The organism is Thiothrix winogradskyi (assembly GCF_021650935.1).
In the GTDB taxonomy this organism is placed as follows: Bacteria; Pseudomonadota; Gammaproteobacteria; order Thiotrichales; family Thiotrichaceae; genus Thiothrix; species Thiothrix winogradskyi.
This window is the reverse complement of sequence record NZ_CP091244.1, coordinates 1,509,969-1,530,981: the sequence shown is the minus strand read 5'-3', so window position 1 is coordinate 1,530,981 and position 21,013 is coordinate 1,509,969. Positions and strand designations below refer to the sequence as shown.

Here is a 21,013-nt window from a genome sequence, read left to right as displayed (position 1 = left end):
ACTAATCGATCAAAAAGTAAAGACAAATACCCACTATGAAGGTTATCCACGTAGCCGAATCATTCGCCGCAGGCGTATTACATTTTGTTGCCCAATTGACTCATGCCATGCCGGAACATGAGCATATTGTCATTCACGGCAATCGCCCTGACACGCCCAATAATTATGCAAGTCTCTTTCCCAGCAAGGTAAAATTGTTGGCTTGGCACGGTGTCAGCCGTGATATTGCGCCGCTAGGCGATGTACTAGCACTGTTGCGCCTGATACGTTTATTGAGCAAATACGATGCGGATATTATTCACCTGCACTCTTCTAAGGCGGGATTTTTGGGGCGTATTGCGGCAAAATTGCTCTGGCAATCCGGCAAGGTTATTTATACACCACACGGGGTTGCCTTTCTGCGCCAAGACGTGACTTCGCTCAAACAAACGCTGTTTATTGGCTTGGAAAAGGTCGCCAGTTTATGCAGCGGTCAGGTGATTGCGTGCTCGGCTTCGGAAGCGGCGAGCTTTCACGCTCACGGCATTGCTGCCGATTACATCAATAATGGCATTACTTGTGTGCGGCTGCCGGAATCAGCCTCCAACAAATCCAATGATGCGCCCTGTACCATTGCGGTGGTTGGCAGAATTTCTAACCAGAAAAATCCAGCGCGTTTTAATGCGATTGCACAAGCGTTTGCCAATGAACCTAAGCTCCGCTTTGTCTGGATCGGTGACGGTGAATTACGTCACTTGCTAACCGCACCGAATATTCGCTGCACTGGCTGGGTCAGCACGGCAGAAGTCGCGCAAGAATTACAGATGGCTGACGTTTACTTATCCACTTCATCGTGGGAGGGCTTGCCGTTATCGGCGTTGGAGGCGATGTGTTACCGCTTGCCGATGGTGTTGAGTGAATGCACCGGGCATACCGATCTTGTGCAGGATGGGCGGAATGGCTATTTGTTCCAGCATGATGATACGGCAATACTGGCACTCAAGACACTGGCAAGCGATGCAGGATTGCGGGAGCGGCTGGGGCGTGCCAGCCGGGAATTGTTGGAACAGCAGTTTACGGTGCAACAGATGGCGGATGGGTATCGAGAAATTTATCTTCAAAGTAGCGGTCTTCATTACCAACCGCTTGGTCATGATGCTTAACGGCAACATTCACAGACAGACTCAAGAACGCGACGGTTTTAATTTTACAGCAGATGTGTCAATTTCCGTTCAAACTGGCAATAGCCTTATGTTTAGCCAAGTGATAAGCATCATGCAGCAAAGCATGGCGATCTGCCCGTACTGCAAAATCCGCAGGGGAACGGAATAACGACGTAGTTTTCGGTACATACGCAAAACGGTTGCCATAACCATAACGTATCCACAGATTCCAGTCTTCAAGTTGATCCAAGGTCACATCAAAGCCGCCTCGCTCTAGGTACAAAGCGCGTTTAAAAATAATAGACTGAATCGGGATGAAGTTATGATCCAAGAGCACTTCGTGATCCCACTCCTGACAAAAAATATCCAATGTATGAAAAGCGGTCTCAGTGTAGCCTGACAAATCATCATTCATGTTGCTCAAGACCTCAAACGCCAAAGCATAAGCAGCGGCAATATCAGCGTCATTACGCAATACTGCCAACAAGGTTTCCACATGATCAGCAAACAATAGGTCATCATCATCAAGGAACATCACATATTCACCGCGTGCAACTGCTAACGCGTTATTCCCCGCCCCGGAACGCCCTAACTTTTCACTGGCAATGAAACGTACCTGACAGTGTGCTGGTGCTTGCAGGCTTTCCACCAACACTTGCTGCGTATCACCACCATCTTCCACCACCAACAACTCAATATTAGGGTAAGTCTGGTTAAACACACTTTGCATCGCCTGTCGCAACAATACCCCTCGTCCCCGATATGTTCGGGTAATGATCGAAACCAGAGGTACATTGGCTTGCTGCGGCACAGCCACCTCCAAAAATGCGCCGTCACGAGTCAATTCATAATCAAAACGCCGTAACGGGAAGTACGCTGGCATTTGGCCTTTGCCACGCATAAAGTAGAATATGTTGGGTAAAAATGCCCAGCTCTGCTTCAGCAACAAAGCCCTAGCCCCAGCAAATGCTTCCGGTTGCAACAACAAAGCACTGTACAACGGCAAGGCAACCAAGCGATCCAACCAGTTACCGTAGCGCAGGCGAATAGCCACATTACCCAAAGCACTGCCAGTAAACTGCAACGGCTTAACCTGCCCTGCTTCAGCATAAGTGAAATGCTTAACCACTGCCTGCGGTATGTATTTCAGTACGTAACCGTATGAGCGTAGACGGTAAGACAACTCCACATCTTCTGCATACATGAAAATACGTGGATCATACCCACCCACCTGCTGATAGGCACTACGGCGCAACAGAATACAGGCATGAGAAGACCAATTAGTTTCCAACGTTACTGGATCATAATATTTGGGGTGTTCAAACGGAATTTGGCGCACTTCCCAACTTGCCACTTGCTGCTGAGTATCCGTCAACGCCGCCTGTACCAAGGTGGTTAAGCTATCCGGCAGAAATTCCATATCAAGATTAGTGACCAGACAAAATTCAGACGTACCAGCACAAATCGCACGATCATGCCCAGCGCCAAATCCCAAATTTTCCTGCTGAATTAGAGCAACACTGGCAAATTGCTCACCGTATTGCGCAAACCAAGATTCAAAATGCGCTAACGTGTCGTCTTGCGAACCATGATCTACCACACGCAAGTGAATGCTTGCCAAGGGATATGCCTGTGCCTGTAATGATGCTAAAAACGGTTGTACCCACCGCGCACTATTAAACGATACCACTGACACATCTAGCTGCGGATAGTCCACAGAATTATCCATTGGTAGCACTATCGCCTGCGAGTCAAAACGACGTAACGACAACGCTTGCAAGGCTGGCATGTTATCGCGGGAATTCCACAAAGCTCGCTCACTTGCCAGTAGCTGGAACTTCCAATGCAGATACTGCTGGCGCACTACACGTAATCCCGGAATACGAGCCACCAATGCGCGGAACAGTAAACGCCATGTGGAAAATTCCAGCCAATTCATTGCTGCCCATTTGCGGGTCAATGATGGAATACGCTTTGCAAAACGTAACGGCGCAGTGATACGCCACGACAAAGACAGCTCCATTGCCTGCACATGCTCTTGCAACACACGTTGCCGTTGTTGCCATTCAGCGAGTTGCTGCTGGTAATACTGCAACAAGACTGGATCACCCAACGTGCGTTTATCCGTATGTACCAGACACTCAAGCAAATTAGTGACAGGCAAGGTTTGTGTCGGCAATGTCAATGCCACTGACGGCACAATCAAACAACGCACACCAACCCGAAGCGCTACCCTCAGTACATAAGCTTGCCACTCTGTTATCCCCACTCTCGTATTGGGAATATCAACGAACTGTTGCACATAATTCTGAGGCACAAGAACACTCGCAGGTGCAGCACTCAACAAACAGCCCATTGATTCTAATGGCAAGTAATGCTCTGTGGTTAGCACGGTTTGCAGCGGTGCAAACCATAATAATGCTGCATCGTGCATCTCTTGCAACGCCACGAGTAACGCGGGGAGATAACCACTACTTGGCAATGGTGCCGCAAAATTCAGACAATAACGCCCACTGACACGCTGCCATTCTGCCACGGTAAGTGCTTGCACCCCATCGCCAATAATACACAGGGCTGGCGTAATACGGCGCAAACGTTGCACTATTGTATTCGTGAGTGGTGCAACCAATAGAACCTGCAATTCAGCACGACACTCTACACTGCATACCGTTTCCAATTCCGCACACAACCACGATAAACTGGTATCATCGCTCACAACAATACTCAATGCATAAGCATCCGATGACGCAATGTCCGACATAGCAACAGATTGTAATCGGTAGGCTCTTACAAACTGATGGACATCCGCATACGGATCAAGCACACCTTTCAATTGGCGTAAGAGTTTTCCGATTCCTACTTCACGGTTGAGAACGACCGTCGGGCGCAGCAATGCTTGATCGCTGTATTCCTGGTGGTAATCATCACGGTCAATTTCTTGCCATCCTGCCTGTTGTAACGTTTGAGTTAAATGTTGATCGGTATAAATCACACGGTGGGTATTGTCTAACAAACCTGAAGTCGTATATTCCCACTGTCCGGCAAGTAGTTTGATGGCAACATCGCTATGGGAAAAATTGGGAATGCTGGCAATCAAGGTAATAGCATCAGCCCTAGGCAACTGTTCACGTAATGTCTGCAACAAATGACATTCAAAGTCGAGGTGTTCGATCACATCCAACATCGACAACGTGGTAATGTTTTCACCCGAACAAGTGTCACGAATCATTGCAACAGCTTTCTCAGCTTGCAACAAATCAATGGTGTGTGCTTCGATACCACCAGCACGTAATTCAGCCACCACCTCAGGATTAGCATCAAAACCAATATAGCGTAAACCTGCTTCTTGAAGCTTGCCTGCAATCGCAGCATAACCACAGCCCAAATCGACATGCACCGCGCCGGGGATAGCATAACGGGTGATCAGTTTAACTGCACAAGCGTATACACTGACTTCGGCATAACCAAACTTATAGAGACTGCTCATACGCCCCCAACTCAATGTTTAACATGGGAATCCCCAACAATCCGGTAGATACACTATCGCTGTGTGCTTTAAAAACAATGGCATCATGAATCCAATGGTGCACCACATGGCTCTCCTGCGTACCCTCTGCAACAGCAATCCCAATGGTATAATCGCCAGATGGCATTAATGGCATCCTGAAACAAAATACTGCCTGCAAGTAGTCACCTTCAGCAAAACGCTGCGGCTGCTTGGCATAACTCAGAAAAGTATTGTCACCAAATAGGTTTTGCCCAAGCTTATTTTTCACCAAAAAACCGACAATGGGACTGATTAATTCTATGGCTGTTTGTGCAATCACCTGCAATTCCACCTGTTCCCCACCGACAAACCACGCTACAGCCTGTTTTCCTGGCACACGCAAATAAGCATCACGAATTTGCACCAAACTCGTACCAAAGTTTTCACCACTATCTGTAAAGCGGAACACTTCTAAATCATTACGCAAATTAGAAGAATTAAGAAAATCTTGCCGTACATCACGAAAATCCTGCATTGGTACAAATGGCTTTGCCTCCGCTGATGTATTTTTTCCCTGATAATCGGTATTAGCGTACAGTGCCGCCAAATAAGCCTCACACACGACCTTTGCCGTACCAATGGCTTGCATACGAGACTGATTCAGCCAGATAGATTGATCGCACAAACTGATAACACTATTGGTGTCATGCGTGACAAATAGGATTGTGCCACGCTGCTTAAAATCACGCAGAAAACGCATACACTTTTGTGTAAAAAAAATATCCCCTACCGCCAAGGCTTCGTCGATCACTAAAATATCAGCATCCACATGAGCAATCACCGCAAATGCCAAACGCACATACATACCACTGGAATAGGTTTTCACCGGCTGATCCATAAAATCAGCAATATCCGCAAAGTTAATAATGGCATCGAGCTTAGCATCGACTTCTTCAATAGTTAATCCGTACAAAGAAGCTGCCATATAAACATTTTCTCGCCCAGTAAACTCTGGATTAAATCCAGCCCCCAACTCTAGTAAAGCAGCAACACGCCCATTCACCTCAATACTTCCAGTACTCGGTGTTAACGTGCCACAAATCATTTGTAGCAGTGTCGATTTCCCAGAACCATTGCGCCCAATAATACCGACTGTTTCACCTTTTTTAATATTGAATGAAATATCTTTCAAAGCCCAAAAATCACGGCAATACGTTTTTTTTCCGCCATGCAACATCTGCAACAAACGGTGATGCGGCTTATCATAAATATGGTAATTCTTCCCCAGACCTGTCACTTTAATCGCAAACTCAGAGGACATCCGCAAACCCTCCTCTGGTTTTCTGGAACCACACAAACCCCAGCCAAGCGATCAAACACGCCACCACACTGTACAGCAGCAAACCACCCCAATCCGGCGCGTTGCCCCAGATCACCACTTCCCGCGTTTGCTCAATAATAAACGTCAAGGGGTTCAGCAACAGCAAGGTCTGGAAGTTTTCGGGCAATTTAGACAAGGGGTAAAACACCGGACTCATAAACAGCAATACCGTCGTCACCAAGCCGGTAATTTGCGCCACATCACGCACATACACGCCCAATGAGGCTAAAAACCAACTAATCCCCATAATGCCAATAACAAACGGCAGCCACACCAGCGGCAATAACAACACTGTCCAAGGCACATATGGCATCAACATAAACTCGGCTATCAGCAATACCAATAAGCTAATGCCGGTATGAAATAACGCAGCCACCAACGTGACCCACGGCAAGATTTCCAAGGGAAACACCACTTTTTTCACGTAATTGGCATTGGATAAAATCAAACTGGGCGCACGATTCACACATTCCGCCAACAAACCGTGTACCACCAACCCCGCGAACAGAATGACCGCAAAACTCCCTCGACTTTCACTGGTATCCACGCCCCAGCGTGATTGGAACACCACGCTAAACACAAAGGTGTACACCGCCAGCATAAACAGCGGATTAAAAAACGACCAAGCCATCCCAATCATGGAGCCACGGTAACGCCCTAGCACATCGCGCTTACTCATTTGCCAAATAAGCTGACGGTTACGCCACGCCGAATCCAGCATGGCAAGGGGACTAAGTGGAAGAGGCTGATAAAGCTGCATAAATAATTTTCAAATTTTCTTTAAAATAGCGGCGGCAATGAGTCCCAAGTGACTCCCCAACGGCTCGCGATAAATACCGGATTGCCAGAATCCCAACAAACGGGGCAATAACCAGCGGTTTCGCGCCAACATAAACCTATCCAGTATCACGCGATTAGCGGGGCTAAGTTTAGCACGCATCACTTGTAACGCCTGCATTTGTCGCTCATTACCAGCACGAAAAGTACCCCGCCACACCTCACGAATGGTGCGCAATCGCACTAACCGCGCCAGCCAATGCGTTTTCATCCCGACCAGATTACTATTGTGTTGACGGTAACGCACGCCGGGGTATGCATCATAAAACACCTGCCCGCCCGCGCCACTCACCAACAAATACAACCACCAATCATGCGCCACCACTGCCACCTTGCTTCCAGCATCACGTAACAGGGCGATAGCAGCGTGATTAAATACCATCGTATTTCCACAGGCGATATTTTGCGTCAGCGCATGAGCAAACCCCGGTGAACGGGTAAACGGCGCAGACAACCCCAATTCACCATTATTCGCATCCACCAACCGTGTACGCGAACCATACAGCGCAGGAATATCCGCTGGCACTGCTTGCAAGCAATCCAATGCCCGCTGAAGCTTATCTGCCTCCCACACATCATCCTGATCACAAAAAGCGTAATACTCCGCCTGAATCTCCTCACGGCAACTAAGCGATAAAAAATTAGCCACAAATCCCTGTCTAGGGCCTTGCACAATAGATAAGCGCCCATCGAACCATTTTGACCTATACTCTGTCAGAATTGAGGGAGTATCATCTTGCGAGCCGTCATCCGACACCCACATACGCCAGTGCGGGTAAGTTTGGGTAGCCACTGAATCCAGTTGCTCACTCAAGTAACGCTGACCATTATAAGTACAGAGCAGGATAGCAACCGTTGGGATGGCACTTCTGTTCAAGAGGCAATAACTTCTTTTCTATTAATAAAACATGAAATATATCCTGTTCAAGCTGACCCTGTATACCCTGCTACTGCTACTTAACCTCGTGTTAGCACGCTGGCTAGCGGAATGGATCCTTCCAGACGCGCACACACACCCCGCCAGCAAATACCTATGGCAAATCATGGTCTATGTGCTGATTTTCTTCTATCTACGCCTCTTAACCCGACGCATGGTGACGACTTCAGAAACTTGGCTGATACTCAAAGGCAGTGTGATTGCCCTGATCATCAACTTCGCGCTGATGTCACTGCTGAAGCAATCGGATCAATATTCACGCCTGATCATCCTAATGTTTTTTAGCCTTAACCTGCTGCTGCCTATCTGGATTTATTACCTGAAGCGCCGCTGCCTGCAACATCCGCTATTGCGTGAAAAAGTGTTGCTGATCTGTGATGAAACCGCGTGTGCGAATTCCCACCAATGGCTAAAAGCTGACAATCCGTTTGGTTTCGATGTTGCCGCCACCGTCAATATCAACCACTATTCCCCCGAAGGGTTAGAATCCAAAGTCGGGCAAATTTTAGAAAAACAGCACTTTTTCGCCACCATTATCATGCTGGAAAATACCGGCATGGAACGCATGTTTCACCTCATGGATCAAATTCAACACAAAGTGAAACGCATCCTACTTGTCCCACGAATGACCTCTTTGCCTATGTTTAATGCCGAAGTTTTCAACTCCATCAACCAGAAAGGGTTGATTTTCTTTGTCCGCAACAACCTGCTGAGTGACAGCGACCGTGCATTTAAGCACGTCTCCGATTTCATCCTCGCGCTATTGCTTACCCTAACGCTATCGCCGTTTTTGTTTGGGCTGTATGTCTGGGTCTGGCTGGCAACCGATGGCAAACCGATTTTCAAACAAAAGCGAATCGGGCAAAATGGCAAACTGTTTAAAATTTGCAAGTTCCGTACCATGCGTGCCGATGCTGCCGAACAACTGGAAAAAATCCTTGCCGCCGACCCCGCTGCACGGGAAGAATGGGAACGTGATCGCAAATTAAAAAACGACCCGCGCATTACCCGTGTGGGGAATTTTTTACGGCGTACCTCGCTGGACGAACTCCCGCAATTGATCAATGTGTTACGCGGGCAAATGTCACTGGTCGGGCCGCGCCCGATCATTGGGGAAGAAATTGTTGATTATGGCGAATACATCGACTATTACCAGCAAGTCAGACCGGGCATTACGGGGCTATGGCAAGTTAGCGGGCGCAATGAGCTAAGCTACGCCGAGCGCGTCCAGTTGGATGTCTGGTATGTGCGCAACTGGTCACTGGAACTGGATTTAATCATTTTGACCAAAACTTTTGTGGCAGTGCTCTTACGCAAGGGCAGCTATTAAACAAGCAAACACGAGACGTATACATGCAAAAACTAACCTGTTTCAAAGCCTACGACATTCGCGGCAAGCTAGGGGACGAGCTTAACGACGACGTGGCTTACCGCATTGGGCGGGCGTATGGGGAATTTATCGGCGCAGGCAAGCAAGTCGTGGTCGGTGGCGACGTGCGTTTGACTTCCGAAACCTTGAAGTTGGCATTGGCGAATGGCTTGCAAGATGCAGGCGTTAACGTGATCGACATCGGCATGACTGGTACGGAAGAAATCTATTTCGCCACTTTCCACCTTGGCGTGGATGGCGGCATTGAAGTCACTGCCAGCCACAATCCGATGGATTACAACGGTATGAAGTTGGTGCGCGAAGGCTCACGCCCGATCAGCGGCGACACTGGCCTCAAAGACATTCAGCGCATGGCGGAGGAGAACAACTTCCCGCCTGTTACGCAACGCGGCGCACTCACGCAGCAATCGTGCCTTGCCGATTACGTGCAACACTTGCTGGGTTACATCGACCTGAAAGCCATCAAACCGCTGAAACTGGTGGTTAATGCGGGCAATGGCGCGGCGGGTCACGTGGTCGATGCGCTCGAAGCTGAATGCCAACGCCTGCAAGTGCCGCTTACCTTCATCAAAGTGCATAACGAACCGGATGGTACGTTCCCGCACGGCATCCCTAACCCCTTGCTGCCAGAAAATCGGGCGGATACCCGCGATGCGGTGTTGGCGCACAACGCCGATATGGGGATTGCGTGGGATGGCGATTTTGATCGCTGCTTCCTGTTCGACGAAACCGGCGAGTTCATCGAAGGCTATTACATCGTCGGCTTGCTGGCGGAAGCGTTTTTGCAACAGCATCAGGGTGCAAAAATCATCCACGATCCGCGCCTGACCTGGAATACGATTGACGTGGTGCAAGCGGCGGGTGGCGTACCGATCCAATCCAAAACCGGGCACGCTTTCATTAAAGAGCGGATGCGGCTGGAAGATGCGATTTACGGCGGGGAAATGAGTGCACACCACTATTTCCGCGACTTTGCGTACTGCGACAGTGGCATGATTCCGTGGTTGTTGGTAGCGCAATTGATGAGCGTGAAAGGGCAAACACTGTCCACGCTGGTGAGTGAGCGCATTGGCAAATTCCCGTGCAGCGGTGAAATCAACTTCCACGTTAGTGATGTGAAAGCCTGTATCGCGGCGGTACGTGAACATTTCGCGGCACTGCAACCGCTGGTGATTGATACCACCGATGGTTTGAGCATGGAATTTGCGGAATGGCGTTTCAACTTGCGCGGCTCTAATACTGAGCCTGTGCTGCGTTTGAATGTGGAATCACGCCAAGACATGGCGTTGGTGCAAGAACAAGTTGCGAACATCAGCCGCTTTTTCTGAAAGTGATGAACAACGGGGTGCCGTTTCGCATGGCTGGCTGGCGGCAACTGCTCCTGTTAATTTGCCTGCTGCTACCGTTCGCACCGCTGAATGCTACCCCCATTACCCTAAGTGATGGGTTGGGGGAAGTGTTTCTCAACCCGCAGATGGACATTTTGGCAGACCCCTCCAACACCCTTGGCATTGAACACGTTACATCAACCGCCTACCAGCGACAGTTCCAACCCAATATCGAGGGGCAACAAGATTTTGGGCGAGCAAATGTGGCGAGGTGGTTTCGTGTCGGCATAACCCGTATCGACAGTAACACTCCTTGGTATCTAGTGGTCGATTTCCCCGTTATCGCTACCGCAGAAGCCTTCGTGGTCGCGGCGGATGGTAGCATTCAACGCTTGGGAGAAATGCGCACCCCCAAAACGCGTACCCCGACCGTGCAACTACCTGCACAGCACGGGCTGGTATACCTTTATCTGCGCGTCAGCAATGGGGGCAAAGAACGCCTGCACATCCCTATCAAACTGCTGTCTACAGATGCCTTGCGGGATAACAACAACGCTGAGTATTTCTTCTACGGGGTGATTGGTGGCGGCTTGTTGATTTTAACCGCTAATAATTTATTCCTATTTTTCATCATTCGTCAGCGTAGCTACCTAACCCTCGCCGCATTATGCGGCGTCAGTTTCCTAGTCAATCAGCGATGTGGTCACACCTTACCCTTTTTATCTTTTTTAAGTGACCCAGCGAGCACCGCCTATTCGATAACACTCCAATTTTTGATCATTTTTTACATGCAGGCATGGCGAGATTTGGTAAATAGCAAAATGTGCTTCCCACACATTGATCAATGGTTGCGCATACCTGTGCTGGTGTGTGTAATGACGCTGCCGTTCACGCAGTTACTGCCTAGTACTGCTTGGTGGGGTTACGGTTGGGCAGCCGTGTCGGCCACTGTTTTCTGTGTGGTTGAGATACTCACTTACAGGCAAAAAGTGCGTACACGTATTATGCAATACATCACACTGTTGCAGGTTGTGATGGTCTGTTTTTATATGCCCACACTGCTATGGGGCTTGGGGCTTATCGTATTGGAGGATATGAATACTAGTATCCGATTGATGCTCATCGGTTTCTTGCTAGGCGGCAGTTTTCTGTCGTTTATTCAGGCAGAACACACCCGATTGCTACGATTTCAAGCAACTCAGGCAGCCGTCCGTAATCAGGCTACCAGCGAATTTCTTGCCACCATGAGCCATGAATTGCGTACCCCCATGAACGCGGTGATTAGTGCGGGAACGTTGCTAAACATGACCGCGCTTTCCGAGCAACAACAGAATTATGTCAGCAAACAGGAGGCGGCTTCCCGCCATATGCTGGGGTTAATCAATAACGTGCTGGATTTGGCGCGAATCGACAACAGCCAATTACTGCTGGAGAATGTGCCGTTTCGCTTGCAGGACATCATCCAACAAGTCGAACTGTTACTGGGTGAACAAGCACGCGCCAAGCAGTTGCCGCTGGATTTGGACAATCAGGTTGCCCCACCCTACGATTATTTGCTGGGCGACCCGACGCGTTTGACGCAAATACTGGTGAATGTGGTGGGCAATGCCATCAAGTTTACCCATCAGGGGCGTGTCAGCTTGCAAATCACACCGGCATGGGTGGCGGATCATCGGGCTTGTCTCACGTTCAAGATCAAGGATACGGGGATTGGCATTGCGCCTGAGCAACAAGCTGCCATTTTCCAGCCATTCACACAAGCCAGCAGCAGTACGGCGCGAGAATACGGCGGTTCAGGGTTGGGTCTTGCCATCAGCCGCAAGCTGTTAGCCAATATGGGTGGCTCGCTGAAACTGACTAGCCAATTCGGTAAAGGCAGCGTATTCAGCTTTACACTGACCTTTACGGTGCATACCGCCACGGATACTGCCACCGAGAACGCGCCGTCAACCCCCATCACACCGGCAATGCCACTGGTCGGAACGCGCATTCTGTTAGTGGATGATGATTCCCTCAACCGCTTTTTCGGGCAAGAATTGTTGCAAACATTAGGCGTTAGCGTAATGACCGCCAGTAGCGGACAGGATGCGCTGCAACTGCTTCAGCAGCAACACATCGACTTGGTGCTTATGGATGTGAGTATGCCCGACATGGATGGCTATGAAACAACGCGCCGACTCCGCGCCCTGCCACGCTTTGCTGAACTGCCCATCGTTGCGCTGACGGCGCACACCATTCCGGGAGAGCGGGAGCGTTGCCTCGCTGCCGGTATGAATGATTACCTGACCAAGCCGTTTGGGTTGGAGCAATTGCAGGGCGTGATTTGCCAAGCGCTTGAGGCCGTGGAACGCACATCAAACGGCGCAACATAGCCTCGGCAGGATTTACCTTGCAGGTAATTACCGATCTGTCTACCCAACTCAAACACGATTTCCTGATGAATGCGGGACAAAGCAGGCACACCGCAAACGTAGCACAGCCGCTGGTTTTGAGGCAGGCACTTTGCAAACATGACACGCCGGATAAACTGTGCAAAAATCAACAAACTTAACTTCACGAGATTTACTACCAACAACTCCTGAAGGAAGCCGGATTATGAACACACCATCCCAAGACACCCAACAAATGCTGGATGTGATGCGTAAAGCCGTTGAAAAAGCCTTAGACCGCAAAAAACGCCTCGGTCAATACGCCGTCATTTGGCAAGATGGCAAACCCGTACTGGTCGGAGAAGATGCGCCAAAACTGCAAGACAACCATACCATGACCCGCCCACATCCCGCATAATTAGCGTTTTCCACACTCTGGAGCACTGGATGGCACAATACATTTACACCATGAACGGTGTCGGCAAGGTCGTCCCACCGAACCGTTACATTCTCAAAGACATTTACCTCAGTTTCTTCCCCGGCGCGAAGATTGGCGTACTCGGCTACAACGGCGCGGGCAAATCAACCTTGCTGCGCATTATGGCAGGTATCGACACCGACATCCTCGGCGAAGCCCGCCCGCAACCCGGCATCAATATCGGCTACCTCTCGCAAGAGCCACAACTCGACCCGACCAAGGACGTGCGCGGCAACGTCGAAGAAGGCTTAAAAGTCATCAAAGACGCGCAAGCTCGCCTCGATGAAGTCTACAACGCCTATGCCGAACCCGATGCTGACTTCGACGCACTCGCCGCCGAACAAGCCCGTTTGGAAAACATCCTGCAAGCCGCCGACGCGCACAACCTCGAACACACCCTCGAAGTTGCCGCCGACGCACTGCGCCTGCCGCCGTGGGATGCCGATGTCACCACCCTCTCCGGTGGTGAAAAACGCCGTGTCGCGCTGTGCCGTTTGTTGCTGTCCTCCCCCGATATGCTGATTCTCGACGAACCGACCAACCATTTAGATGCCGAATCCGTCGCTTGGCTGGAACGCTTCCTGCAAGACTTCCCAGGCACAGTCGTCGCCGTCACCCATGACCGCTACTTCCTCGACAACGTGGCTGGCTGGATTCTGGAACTCGACCGTGGGCAAGGCATCCCGTGGGAAGGCAACTATTCCTCATGGCTGGAACAAAAACAAAACCGCCTCGCCCAAGAAAGTAAGTCCGAGCAAGGCCGCCAGAAAGCCATGAAGCAGGAACTGGAATGGGTACGTTCCAACCCCAAAGGTCGTCATGCCAAGAGCAAAGCAAGGATGCAACGCTTTGAGGAACTCTCTTCCAGCGACTACCAAAAACGCGCCGAAACCAACGAAATCTACATCGCCCCCGGCCCGCGCCTTGGCGATTTGGTGATCGAAGCCAATGGCATCAGCAAATCCTTCGGCGACCGCTTGCTGTATGAAAACGTCAGCTTCAGCCTGCCCAAAGGTGGCATTGTCGGCATTATCGGCCCGAATGGTGCAGGTAAAACCACCCTATTCCGCATGATTACGGGTCAGGAACAACCGGATGCAGGCACGTTCAAAGTCGGCGAAACCGTCAAAATTGCTTACGTCGACCAGTCCCGCGACGACCTCGACCCCACCAAAACGGTGTTTCAGGAAATTTCTGACGGGCACGACATTATGACGGTCGGTGGCTACCAAATTCAGGCGCGTGCGTATTGTGGACGTTTCAACTTCAAAGGTGATTCCCAGCAAAAACGCCTGTGCGATTTGTCGGGCGGGGAACGCAACCGCGTGCATCTGGCGAAATTGCTCAAAGAAGGCGGCAATTTGTTGCTGCTCGACGAACCAACCAACGACCTCGACGTGGAAACCTTGCGGGCGCTGGAAGAAGCGATTCTCAACTTCCCCGGCTGCGCGGTGGTCATCTCGCATGACCGCTGGTTCTTAGACCGGATTGCCACCCACATCCTTGCGTTTGAAGGTGATTCACAAGTGACGTGGTTTGAAGGCAATTACAGCGATTACGAGGAAGACTACAAGCGCCGCCACGGCAACGACTTGAATCCGCATCGGATTAAGTACAAGAAATTGAAAGCATGATGTAAACCTCCAGTAATTAGGTACTGCTGTTTTAGCTTCAGCAGTACCATTCACTGATAAAAACATGCCACACACACCATTTATAATAAAAATGAGCTACTCTCTATGATAATATTTAATAGTTGCATTTAAAGATCAAAAATCAACCACCTAGAGGCTGTAGAGAAGTGTTAGAGACAATCACGGTAGCGGAAACTACCCTTGCCATTATCTTGCGCCGCAATTTCCAAACAGAAGGCATTCGCTTTTTCACACCCGATGATTTCTCCCAACAATTGGCTTATATGAATCGCCCGGCAGGTTATATTATCCAACCCCACGTGCATAACTCGGTCAAGCGCGAAGTGCACTTTACCAAGGAAGTGCTATTGATCCGTTCCGGTAAAGTCAGGGTGGATTTTTACGACGATACCCAACACTACCTTGCCAGTCGGGTGCTGGATGCTGGTGATGTGATTTTGCTGGCGTATGGCGGGCATGGTTTCACCATGATTGAACCCAGCGAGATTATCGAAATCAAGCAAGGACCGTTTGCCGGTGATGGCGACAAAACCCGCTTTACACCTAACCTGCCTGCCCACCTGAACTATGGGGAACCGGATGAACACCTTGCAACCGTTTGATGCCTACAGCCGCTATTATGACCTGCTCTACCGTGACAAAGATTACGCGGCGGAAGCTGACAGCGTAACGAAACTGTTGCAACGCTTCGCCCCACAGGGTCAAACGCTGCTGGAATTTGGTTGTGGCACTGGCAAACATGCCCAATTACTCAGTGAGCGTGGCTACGCGATTACCGGCGTAGAACGTAGCGCTACCATGCTTGCCAAAGCGCCTGTATCCGAGCGCATCCACTATGTGGAAGCCGACATCCGCCATGTGCAACTGACGCAACGCTTCGATGCGGTAATGTCCTTATTCCACGTGGTCAGTTACATGACAAGCAATGCCGATGTGCAAGCCGTGTTTGCGCGTGCAGCCGAACACCTCAATCCTAACGGCTTGTTTGTGTTCGATGTTTGGTATGCCCCAGCCGTCCTCAAGCAACGCCCGGATACACGGGTCAAACGGATGCAGGATGCGCAAATTGCCGTAACACGCATTGCCGAACCGGTCATGCACCCCAATGAAAACCGCGTGGACGTGAACTACACGGTATTCGTGCAAGACTTGAGCAATGCACAATTCACCCGCCTGAACGAAAACCACCCCATGCGTTATTTCTCGCTGCCGGAACTTGACCTGTTTGCTGCCAATGCCGGGTTTAGCCGCCTATATGCCGGTGATTTGCTCAATGATACTGCGCCCAGCGAAGACACGTGGGGCGTCTGTTGCGTATTCCAAAAAGGTTAAGCCGATGCACGACTTTATTCCTGTTAATGAGCCGCTCCTTAATGGCAATGAAAAAGCCTACCTGAACCAGTGCATTGATACCGGCTGGATTTCTTCAGAAGGTCCTTTCGTCAAACAATTTGAGGAACAGTTTGCTGCCAAAATGGGGCGTAAATACGGCATTGCGGTTGCCAATGGTTCCGTGGCATTGGATGCCGCCATCGTGGCATTGGATATTGGCGCGGGCGATGAAGTGATTATGCCCACCTTTACCATTATTTCCTGTGCAGCCGCCATTGTGCGGGCGGGGGCAATTCCGGTACTGGTCGATTCCGATCCCGTCACCTGGAATATGGACGTTGAGCAGATCGAGAGTCTGATTACCCCGCGCACTAAAGCGATTATGGCAGTGCATATTTTCGGCTTACCGGTGGACATGCAGCCACTGTTAACCCTAGCGGAACGGTATAACCTCAAGGTCATTGAAGATGCCGCGCAAATGCACGGGCAAACCTACCAAGGCAAACCCTGCGGCAGTTTCGGCGACATTAGCACCTTTAGTTTTTACCCCAACAAACACATCACCACCGGCGAAGGCGGTATGATTGCCACCGATGACCCGCAACTGGCGGAAAAATGCCGTTCCCTGCGTAACCTGTGTTTCAAACCGGAACAACGTTTCCTGCACGATGAGCTCGGCTGGAATTTCCGCATGACCAATCTGCAAGCCGCATTGGGCGTGGCGCAACTGGAACGGCTGGACGAATTCGTGCAACGCAAGCGCCACATGGGGCGCTATTACACCCATCTGCTGGAAGGGGTTGCGGGCATTCAACTGCCACTGGCAAACACGACTTACGCTGAGAATATCTACTGGGTATACGGCGTGGTGCTGGATGATGACTTACCCTTTGATGCCAAAACTGCCATGAATGCCTTGGGCAAACTGGGCATCGGCACACGCCCATTCTTCTGGGCAATGCACGAACAACCGGTACTGCGCAACATGGGACTATTCGGGAATGCCCGCTACCCGGTCGCGGAACGCCTTGCCCGACGTGGTTTTTACATCCCCAGCGGTTTGGCGCTCAACGACGCACAAATGGAACGTAGTGCCGCTATGCTCAAACAGTTTCTTGCCAATCCCTCAACGGGGAGCGGCACATGAAAGCCTTGCATGTGTTATCCGGCGAGAGTGGCGCTGTCCTGCGGGAACGTGGGCTAGACACTTATCCCAGTGTTTACAATGCCCTGCACGTGCTGCACCAAAACGGCTGGGAAAATCACCTGATCACAGCGGTCAACACCCACGGTTTTGAGCACTTATTGCAAGAAAACCACCGTTTTGGCGCACATCCCTTACAGAAAGCCTGGCAGTTAGGTCGGGTTGGGCGGCAGTTTGACATGATCATTCTGTATGAGCCGCGTGACATCAAACTCTACCAGTTAGCCAAGCTGTGTGGCGTAGATTTGAAAACCCGCACCCAACATTTGGTGCATCACAGCCTAGAAGTGCCGGTGCACCAACTGGGTAGACGCTGCTGGAAAAGCAAACTGCACCGTTATTTATACAGCGGCTACGCGGCGGTGGATAAGGTGATTATTCAAGATGCCACCCGCCACACCTTGCTAAAACAGCACTGTCCGGATCTTGCAAAGAAAAGTACCAGTTACGTCCCCAATGCCTATATCCCGGCGGTAGAACCCAGTAGCACCTCTCTGGCGTGGTTTGACACCCTGCGCCAACACAGCCAGACCTTGGTAAGTTACATCGGGGCAATTGAATCATGGGCATTATCCGACACCCTGTTTCGCGCCATTGCTGACAAAACGGCGATAACGTTTCTATTTAGTGGCTGGTCAAGCGACGGTTTTGCGGAAACCATGATGGAGCGCTACGCCCATTGCCCGCACATCCATTTCAATATGGGCAAAAAAAGCCTTGCGGATCTGAATTATATCGTCAAACACACGGATATAGGCTTGGTGTTTTACGACTCAACTGACCCCAACATCAACGAAATCGGCTTATCCTCAGGAAAATTACATAAATACCTATCGTTTGCCAAACCCGTCATTACCAACGATATTGCCTCGCTGCGCGAGTTTCTGCATAGCCACCAACTAGGGCTAGCAGTTCCGCCTGAGCAGTTCGGTATAGCAATTGCCACCTTAGTGGCTCAACAGCCGCAGTATGCGCAACATATTGCTGAACACTACCCAACCCTGATTAACTTTGAGCGGAGCTACCGGCAATTTCTGGGGACACTGGAACACCCTGCTCATAATGTTACAACCCATTGTGTCAGCCCCTGTGGTATTCCACTGTACTTACTCGCACTACTTTGAAGTAGCCAACCTGGAACGGTAATACCAATACCAGCATAACCCGCCGCCACCCAATACCAATACGAAGATCAACGAGACATTCACGGCAAGATAAGCCAACGGCGGCAATGCTAACCAAGCCCCGGCAGACATCATTGCATAACTTGCTCCCACGGTAATGACACCAAATCCCAACAACCGGAACAGATGCGCTTGGTAACTACAACCTACCCGCTCCACTACCCAGTAATATTGTAAAAACGTCCCCAAGAGCAAGAAAAACAACGCAACAGCCGCACCGATATAACCATAATAGCTACTCAGGTAATACAACGCGACGGCATAGACAGTGGCATCCAGCACGGCAACCCCAGCGGTTAGACGCGCCATGCCTGCGCCTTGCAGCACCCAATAACTCACCAGCGTATTGGATTGCAAGAAAAAATACCCTGCCATCACCACCAACACCGGATAAGCTTTTTCCGCCATTTCAGGAGAAATCCACCAAGTCAGAAATACTTCGCCTGTTGTCACCAACAATACGGCAATCGTCATGCTTAGAATAAATCCGGCATCCAACACCTGCCGGTACAGCAACCCTAAGGCACTATGCTGCTTATTACCCAGTAACTCGGTAAAACGCGGCAAGGTAATTTGTGTGAGGGAGTGCATTACCCCGTTCGCCATCTGGGCAATCGTGTAAGGGATTTGGTAATAAGTAACGGCTTCCGTCCCTAACAATATGCCAACAGCAACCTTATCACCGCGTGAAGTCAGTACGCCCACGAGATTCCCCAAAAACGTATAGGCGCTAAACCCCCACACGCCTGCTGGCATCGAGAGATGCCATGTCGGCACCAAACGTATATCCTTAGGCAAAATAACCCGTGCCGCCCTATAGCCAGCCAAGAGTGCTAAAGCATGAGTAAATGCATACCCCCACAAGACTATCGGCAAGGGTTGTCCTATTACCACCAATAAGGCTGCCAGCAGAATGCCCCCTAAGTGCGCACCATTATGTATTAACGCTGGCCAATCAAAACGGTGGTAGGCTTTACAGATGCTTAAGAAAAACTGATTCACATAGCTGAACAGCAACGGGATAGCCGTTATCTGCAATACTGATTGCGCTAATAGCTGTTGCCCACTATCTTCCCGATACAAACCCACTGCCAACCAAGGGGCAGCCATATATAAAATTCCTGCCCCCAGCAATCCAATCAGTAAGTACATACTGTAAGCCATACCAAGAAGGGGCTGTATCTGATTGCGCTGTTCTTTTGCCTCATAGTCTGCAACATAACGGATCACCGCCTGCCCCATACCAAAATCTACCAATGCCATGAAACCCAGCAGTGACAAACACACCGTATATAGCCCATACAGATCCGTTCCCAAATGCATAACCAACAACGGAATACTCAACAATGCTGCTATTAACGGCAAAGCGTAAGCTACCGCAGAGGACAACACATTTTTACGTAGGTATTTCACTGATCATCATCCCATTTCCCCAAGGAAGGCGCGAGCATAACACGTATGCTGATACCACATGCGTTGATACCCTACCTAACTTTTTATACTATGCGCACACCAAATCAAAAACACACTAACCAGAGAATACCCATGCTAACACAAGCTAAATCACTCATTCGCCGACTACTAGAACAACAAGGCTATACCATTAAGCGTGTAGGGCTGGGGTATATTGCGGCAGACGCGACCCTAAGCGCCGCCCAACAAGCCAACCTACCGGTCGGTGACTATGTGGAGCAGCTATGGAACAAAGTAGGCGAAGCACAACGGGTCGTAACCCGCATCATGAATCATGGTATCCCGACGCAAGCAGCCAATATTGTCGAAATTGGCCCTGGCACAGGACGTTACTTAGCGAAAGTCCTGGAACATGGGCAACCCAACCGTTACGAAATTTACGAAACGGATCCAGGCTGGACAAAATGGCTGCAAGCCACCTACCCAGTCATCCGTCAACCTGCTGACGGCATCAGCCTCACCCCTACCGCATCAGAAAGTGCAGATTTGGTACATGCTCATGGCGTGTTTGTTTACCTACCTTTTTTAACGACATGGCGTTATTGGCAAGAGTTATGGCGCGTCACCCGTCCCGGTGGCGTGGTTGCTTTCGATATTTTCTCTGAAAATTGTTTCAGCGCAGCAGACATGGAACGTTGGCTAAGCAGTGGTGAAACTTACCCTTGCTTTCTATCAACCGCTTACGTAACCGACGTTTTTGCCCAACACAATTTCCAGTTAGTGGATCAATTCCTCAGCCCTTGTTGTGAAGGTCATTCGGAGTACTTGATTTTTCGACGCAACAATTGATTACCAAGTTCACGCCACGACCAACAT

16 protein-coding genes are annotated in these 21,013 nt (G+C 50.1%); 11 read left to right on the top strand and 5 right to left on the bottom strand.

Translation table 11 applies throughout. The features are described 5' to 3' along the window. Positions 1–35: 35 nt before the first annotated feature. Entirely contained in the window at positions 36–1,142 is a 1,107-nt protein-coding gene (locus tag L2Y54_RS07715) for a glycosyltransferase (protein WP_236501247.1), read from the top strand. Positions 1,143–1,200: 58 nt separating this feature from the next. Here L2Y54_RS07715 and L2Y54_RS07710 read toward each other — a convergent pair whose 3' ends face one another. From L2Y54_RS07710 to L2Y54_RS07695, 4 genes are read right to left on the bottom strand one after another with little or no spacing between them, the layout of a single operon-like run. Next, positions 1,201–4,629, bottom strand: a complete 3,429-nt coding sequence (locus tag L2Y54_RS07710) for a glycosyltransferase (RefSeq protein ID WP_236501246.1) — start codon at positions 4,627–4,629, stop codon at positions 1,201–1,203. Continuing rightward, positions 4,613–5,950 carry an ABC transporter ATP-binding protein gene (locus L2Y54_RS07705; RefSeq protein ID WP_236501245.1) on the bottom strand — a complete coding sequence of 446 codons (1,338 nt, stop codon included), beginning with the start codon at positions 5,948–5,950 and terminating at the stop codon, positions 4,613–4,615. Before L2Y54_RS07705 ends, L2Y54_RS07710 begins: the two co-directional genes overlap by 17 nt. After that, positions 5,940–6,770, bottom strand: coding sequence for an ABC transporter permease (locus tag L2Y54_RS07700; RefSeq protein WP_236501244.1), 831 nt, complete (start codon positions 6,768–6,770; stop codon positions 5,940–5,942). The genes L2Y54_RS07705 and L2Y54_RS07700 overlap by 11 nt, the downstream gene beginning before the upstream one ends. A gap of 9 nt (positions 6,771–6,779) precedes the next feature. Further along, entirely contained in the window at positions 6,780–7,724 is a 945-nt protein-coding gene (locus L2Y54_RS07695; protein ID WP_236501243.1) for a glycosyltransferase family 2 protein, read from the bottom strand. Positions 7,725–7,755: 31 nt separating this feature from the next. Between L2Y54_RS07695 and L2Y54_RS07690 the strand changes: the two genes are divergently transcribed. The 9 genes from L2Y54_RS07690 to L2Y54_RS07650 all read left to right on the top strand — a co-directional run bounded on the left by L2Y54_RS07690 (position 7,756) and on the right by L2Y54_RS07650 (position 18,664). After that, complete coding sequence (locus L2Y54_RS07690; RefSeq protein WP_236501241.1) at positions 7,756–9,114, top strand: exopolysaccharide biosynthesis polyprenyl glycosylphosphotransferase; 1,359 nt, start codon at positions 7,756–7,758, stop codon at positions 9,112–9,114. A 23-nt stretch (positions 9,115–9,137) separates the two neighbouring features. After that, positions 9,138–10,502 carry a phosphohexomutase domain-containing protein gene (locus L2Y54_RS07685; RefSeq protein ID WP_236501240.1) on the top strand — a complete coding sequence of 455 codons (1,365 nt, stop codon included), beginning with the start codon at positions 9,138–9,140 and terminating at the stop codon, positions 10,500–10,502. 5 nt (positions 10,503–10,507) lie between these two features. Then, positions 10,508–12,874, top strand: coding sequence for a hybrid sensor histidine kinase/response regulator (locus L2Y54_RS07680; RefSeq protein WP_236501239.1), 2,367 nt, complete (start codon positions 10,508–10,510; stop codon positions 12,872–12,874). Positions 12,875–13,097: 223 nt separating this feature from the next. After that, positions 13,098–13,289, top strand: coding sequence for a hypothetical protein (locus L2Y54_RS07675; protein WP_236501238.1), 192 nt, complete (start codon positions 13,098–13,100; stop codon positions 13,287–13,289). Between the two features lie 29 nt (positions 13,290–13,318). Beyond that, positions 13,319–14,983 carry an energy-dependent translational throttle protein EttA gene (gene ettA, locus L2Y54_RS07670; RefSeq protein ID WP_236501237.1) on the top strand — a complete coding sequence of 555 codons (1,665 nt, stop codon included), beginning with the start codon at positions 13,319–13,321 and terminating at the stop codon, positions 14,981–14,983. Between the two features lie 167 nt (positions 14,984–15,150). Further along, positions 15,151–15,606, top strand: coding sequence for a hypothetical protein (locus L2Y54_RS07665; protein WP_236501236.1), 456 nt, complete (start codon positions 15,151–15,153; stop codon positions 15,604–15,606). Next, positions 15,584–16,336 carry a class I SAM-dependent DNA methyltransferase gene (locus L2Y54_RS07660; protein ID WP_236501235.1) on the top strand — a complete coding sequence of 251 codons (753 nt, stop codon included), beginning with the start codon at positions 15,584–15,586 and terminating at the stop codon, positions 16,334–16,336. Before L2Y54_RS07665 ends, L2Y54_RS07660 begins: the two co-directional genes overlap by 23 nt. A gap of 4 nt (positions 16,337–16,340) precedes the next feature. Continuing rightward, positions 16,341–17,483: a DegT/DnrJ/EryC1/StrS family aminotransferase gene (locus tag L2Y54_RS07655; RefSeq protein ID WP_236501234.1), complete on the top strand. Its 1,143-nt coding sequence runs from the start codon at positions 16,341–16,343 to the stop codon at positions 17,481–17,483. Next, complete coding sequence (locus L2Y54_RS07650; protein WP_236501232.1) at positions 17,480–18,664, top strand: glycosyltransferase family protein; 1,185 nt, start codon at positions 17,480–17,482, stop codon at positions 18,662–18,664. Before L2Y54_RS07655 ends, L2Y54_RS07650 begins: the two co-directional genes overlap by 4 nt. Here the strand turns inward: L2Y54_RS07650 and L2Y54_RS07645 are convergent. Then, positions 18,656–20,137: an oligosaccharide flippase family protein gene (locus tag L2Y54_RS07645; RefSeq protein WP_236501231.1), complete on the bottom strand. Its 1,482-nt coding sequence runs from the start codon at positions 20,135–20,137 to the stop codon at positions 18,656–18,658. The genes L2Y54_RS07650 and L2Y54_RS07645 overlap by 9 nt on opposite strands. A gap of 132 nt (positions 20,138–20,269) precedes the next feature. Between L2Y54_RS07645 and L2Y54_RS07640 the strand changes: the two genes are divergently transcribed. Continuing rightward, positions 20,270–20,986: a class I SAM-dependent methyltransferase gene (locus L2Y54_RS07640; protein WP_236501230.1), complete on the top strand. Its 717-nt coding sequence runs from the start codon at positions 20,270–20,272 to the stop codon at positions 20,984–20,986. The last annotated feature ends 27 nt before the right edge of the window (positions 20,987–21,013 follow it).

What these genes read in the sequence shown, in the direction of transcription:
- L2Y54_RS07675 (WP_236501238.1), top strand. Translation starts at nt 13,098, where the DNA reads ATGAACACACCATCCCAAGACACCCAACAAATGCTGGATGTGATGCGT.
- L2Y54_RS07700 (WP_236501244.1), bottom strand. Translation starts at nt 6,770, where the DNA reads ATGCAGCTTTATCAGCCTCTTCCACTTAGTCCCCTTGCCATGCTGGAT.
- L2Y54_RS07650 (WP_236501232.1), top strand. Translation starts at nt 17,480, where the DNA reads ATGAAAGCCTTGCATGTGTTATCCGGCGAGAGTGGCGCTGTCCTGCGG.
- L2Y54_RS07715 (WP_236501247.1), top strand. Translation starts at nt 36, where the DNA reads ATGAAGGTTATCCACGTAGCCGAATCATTCGCCGCAGGCGTATTACAT.
- L2Y54_RS07680 (WP_236501239.1), top strand. Translation starts at nt 10,508, where the DNA reads ATGAACAACGGGGTGCCGTTTCGCATGGCTGGCTGGCGGCAACTGCTC.
- L2Y54_RS07655 (WP_236501234.1), top strand. Translation starts at nt 16,341, where the DNA reads ATGCACGACTTTATTCCTGTTAATGAGCCGCTCCTTAATGGCAATGAA.
- L2Y54_RS07685 (WP_236501240.1), top strand. Translation starts at nt 9,138, where the DNA reads ATGCAAAAACTAACCTGTTTCAAAGCCTACGACATTCGCGGCAAGCTA.
- L2Y54_RS07705 (WP_236501245.1), bottom strand. Translation starts at nt 5,950, where the DNA reads ATGTCCTCTGAGTTTGCGATTAAAGTGACAGGTCTGGGGAAGAATTAC.
- ettA (WP_236501237.1), top strand. Translation starts at nt 13,319, where the DNA reads ATGGCACAATACATTTACACCATGAACGGTGTCGGCAAGGTCGTCCCA.
- L2Y54_RS07710 (WP_236501246.1), bottom strand. Translation starts at nt 4,629, where the DNA reads ATGAGCAGTCTCTATAAGTTTGGTTATGCCGAAGTCAGTGTATACGCT.
- L2Y54_RS07690 (WP_236501241.1), top strand. Translation starts at nt 7,756, where the DNA reads ATGAAATATATCCTGTTCAAGCTGACCCTGTATACCCTGCTACTGCTA.
- L2Y54_RS07660 (WP_236501235.1), top strand. Translation starts at nt 15,584, where the DNA reads ATGAACACCTTGCAACCGTTTGATGCCTACAGCCGCTATTATGACCTG.
- L2Y54_RS07640 (WP_236501230.1), top strand. Translation starts at nt 20,270, where the DNA reads ATGCTAACACAAGCTAAATCACTCATTCGCCGACTACTAGAACAACAA.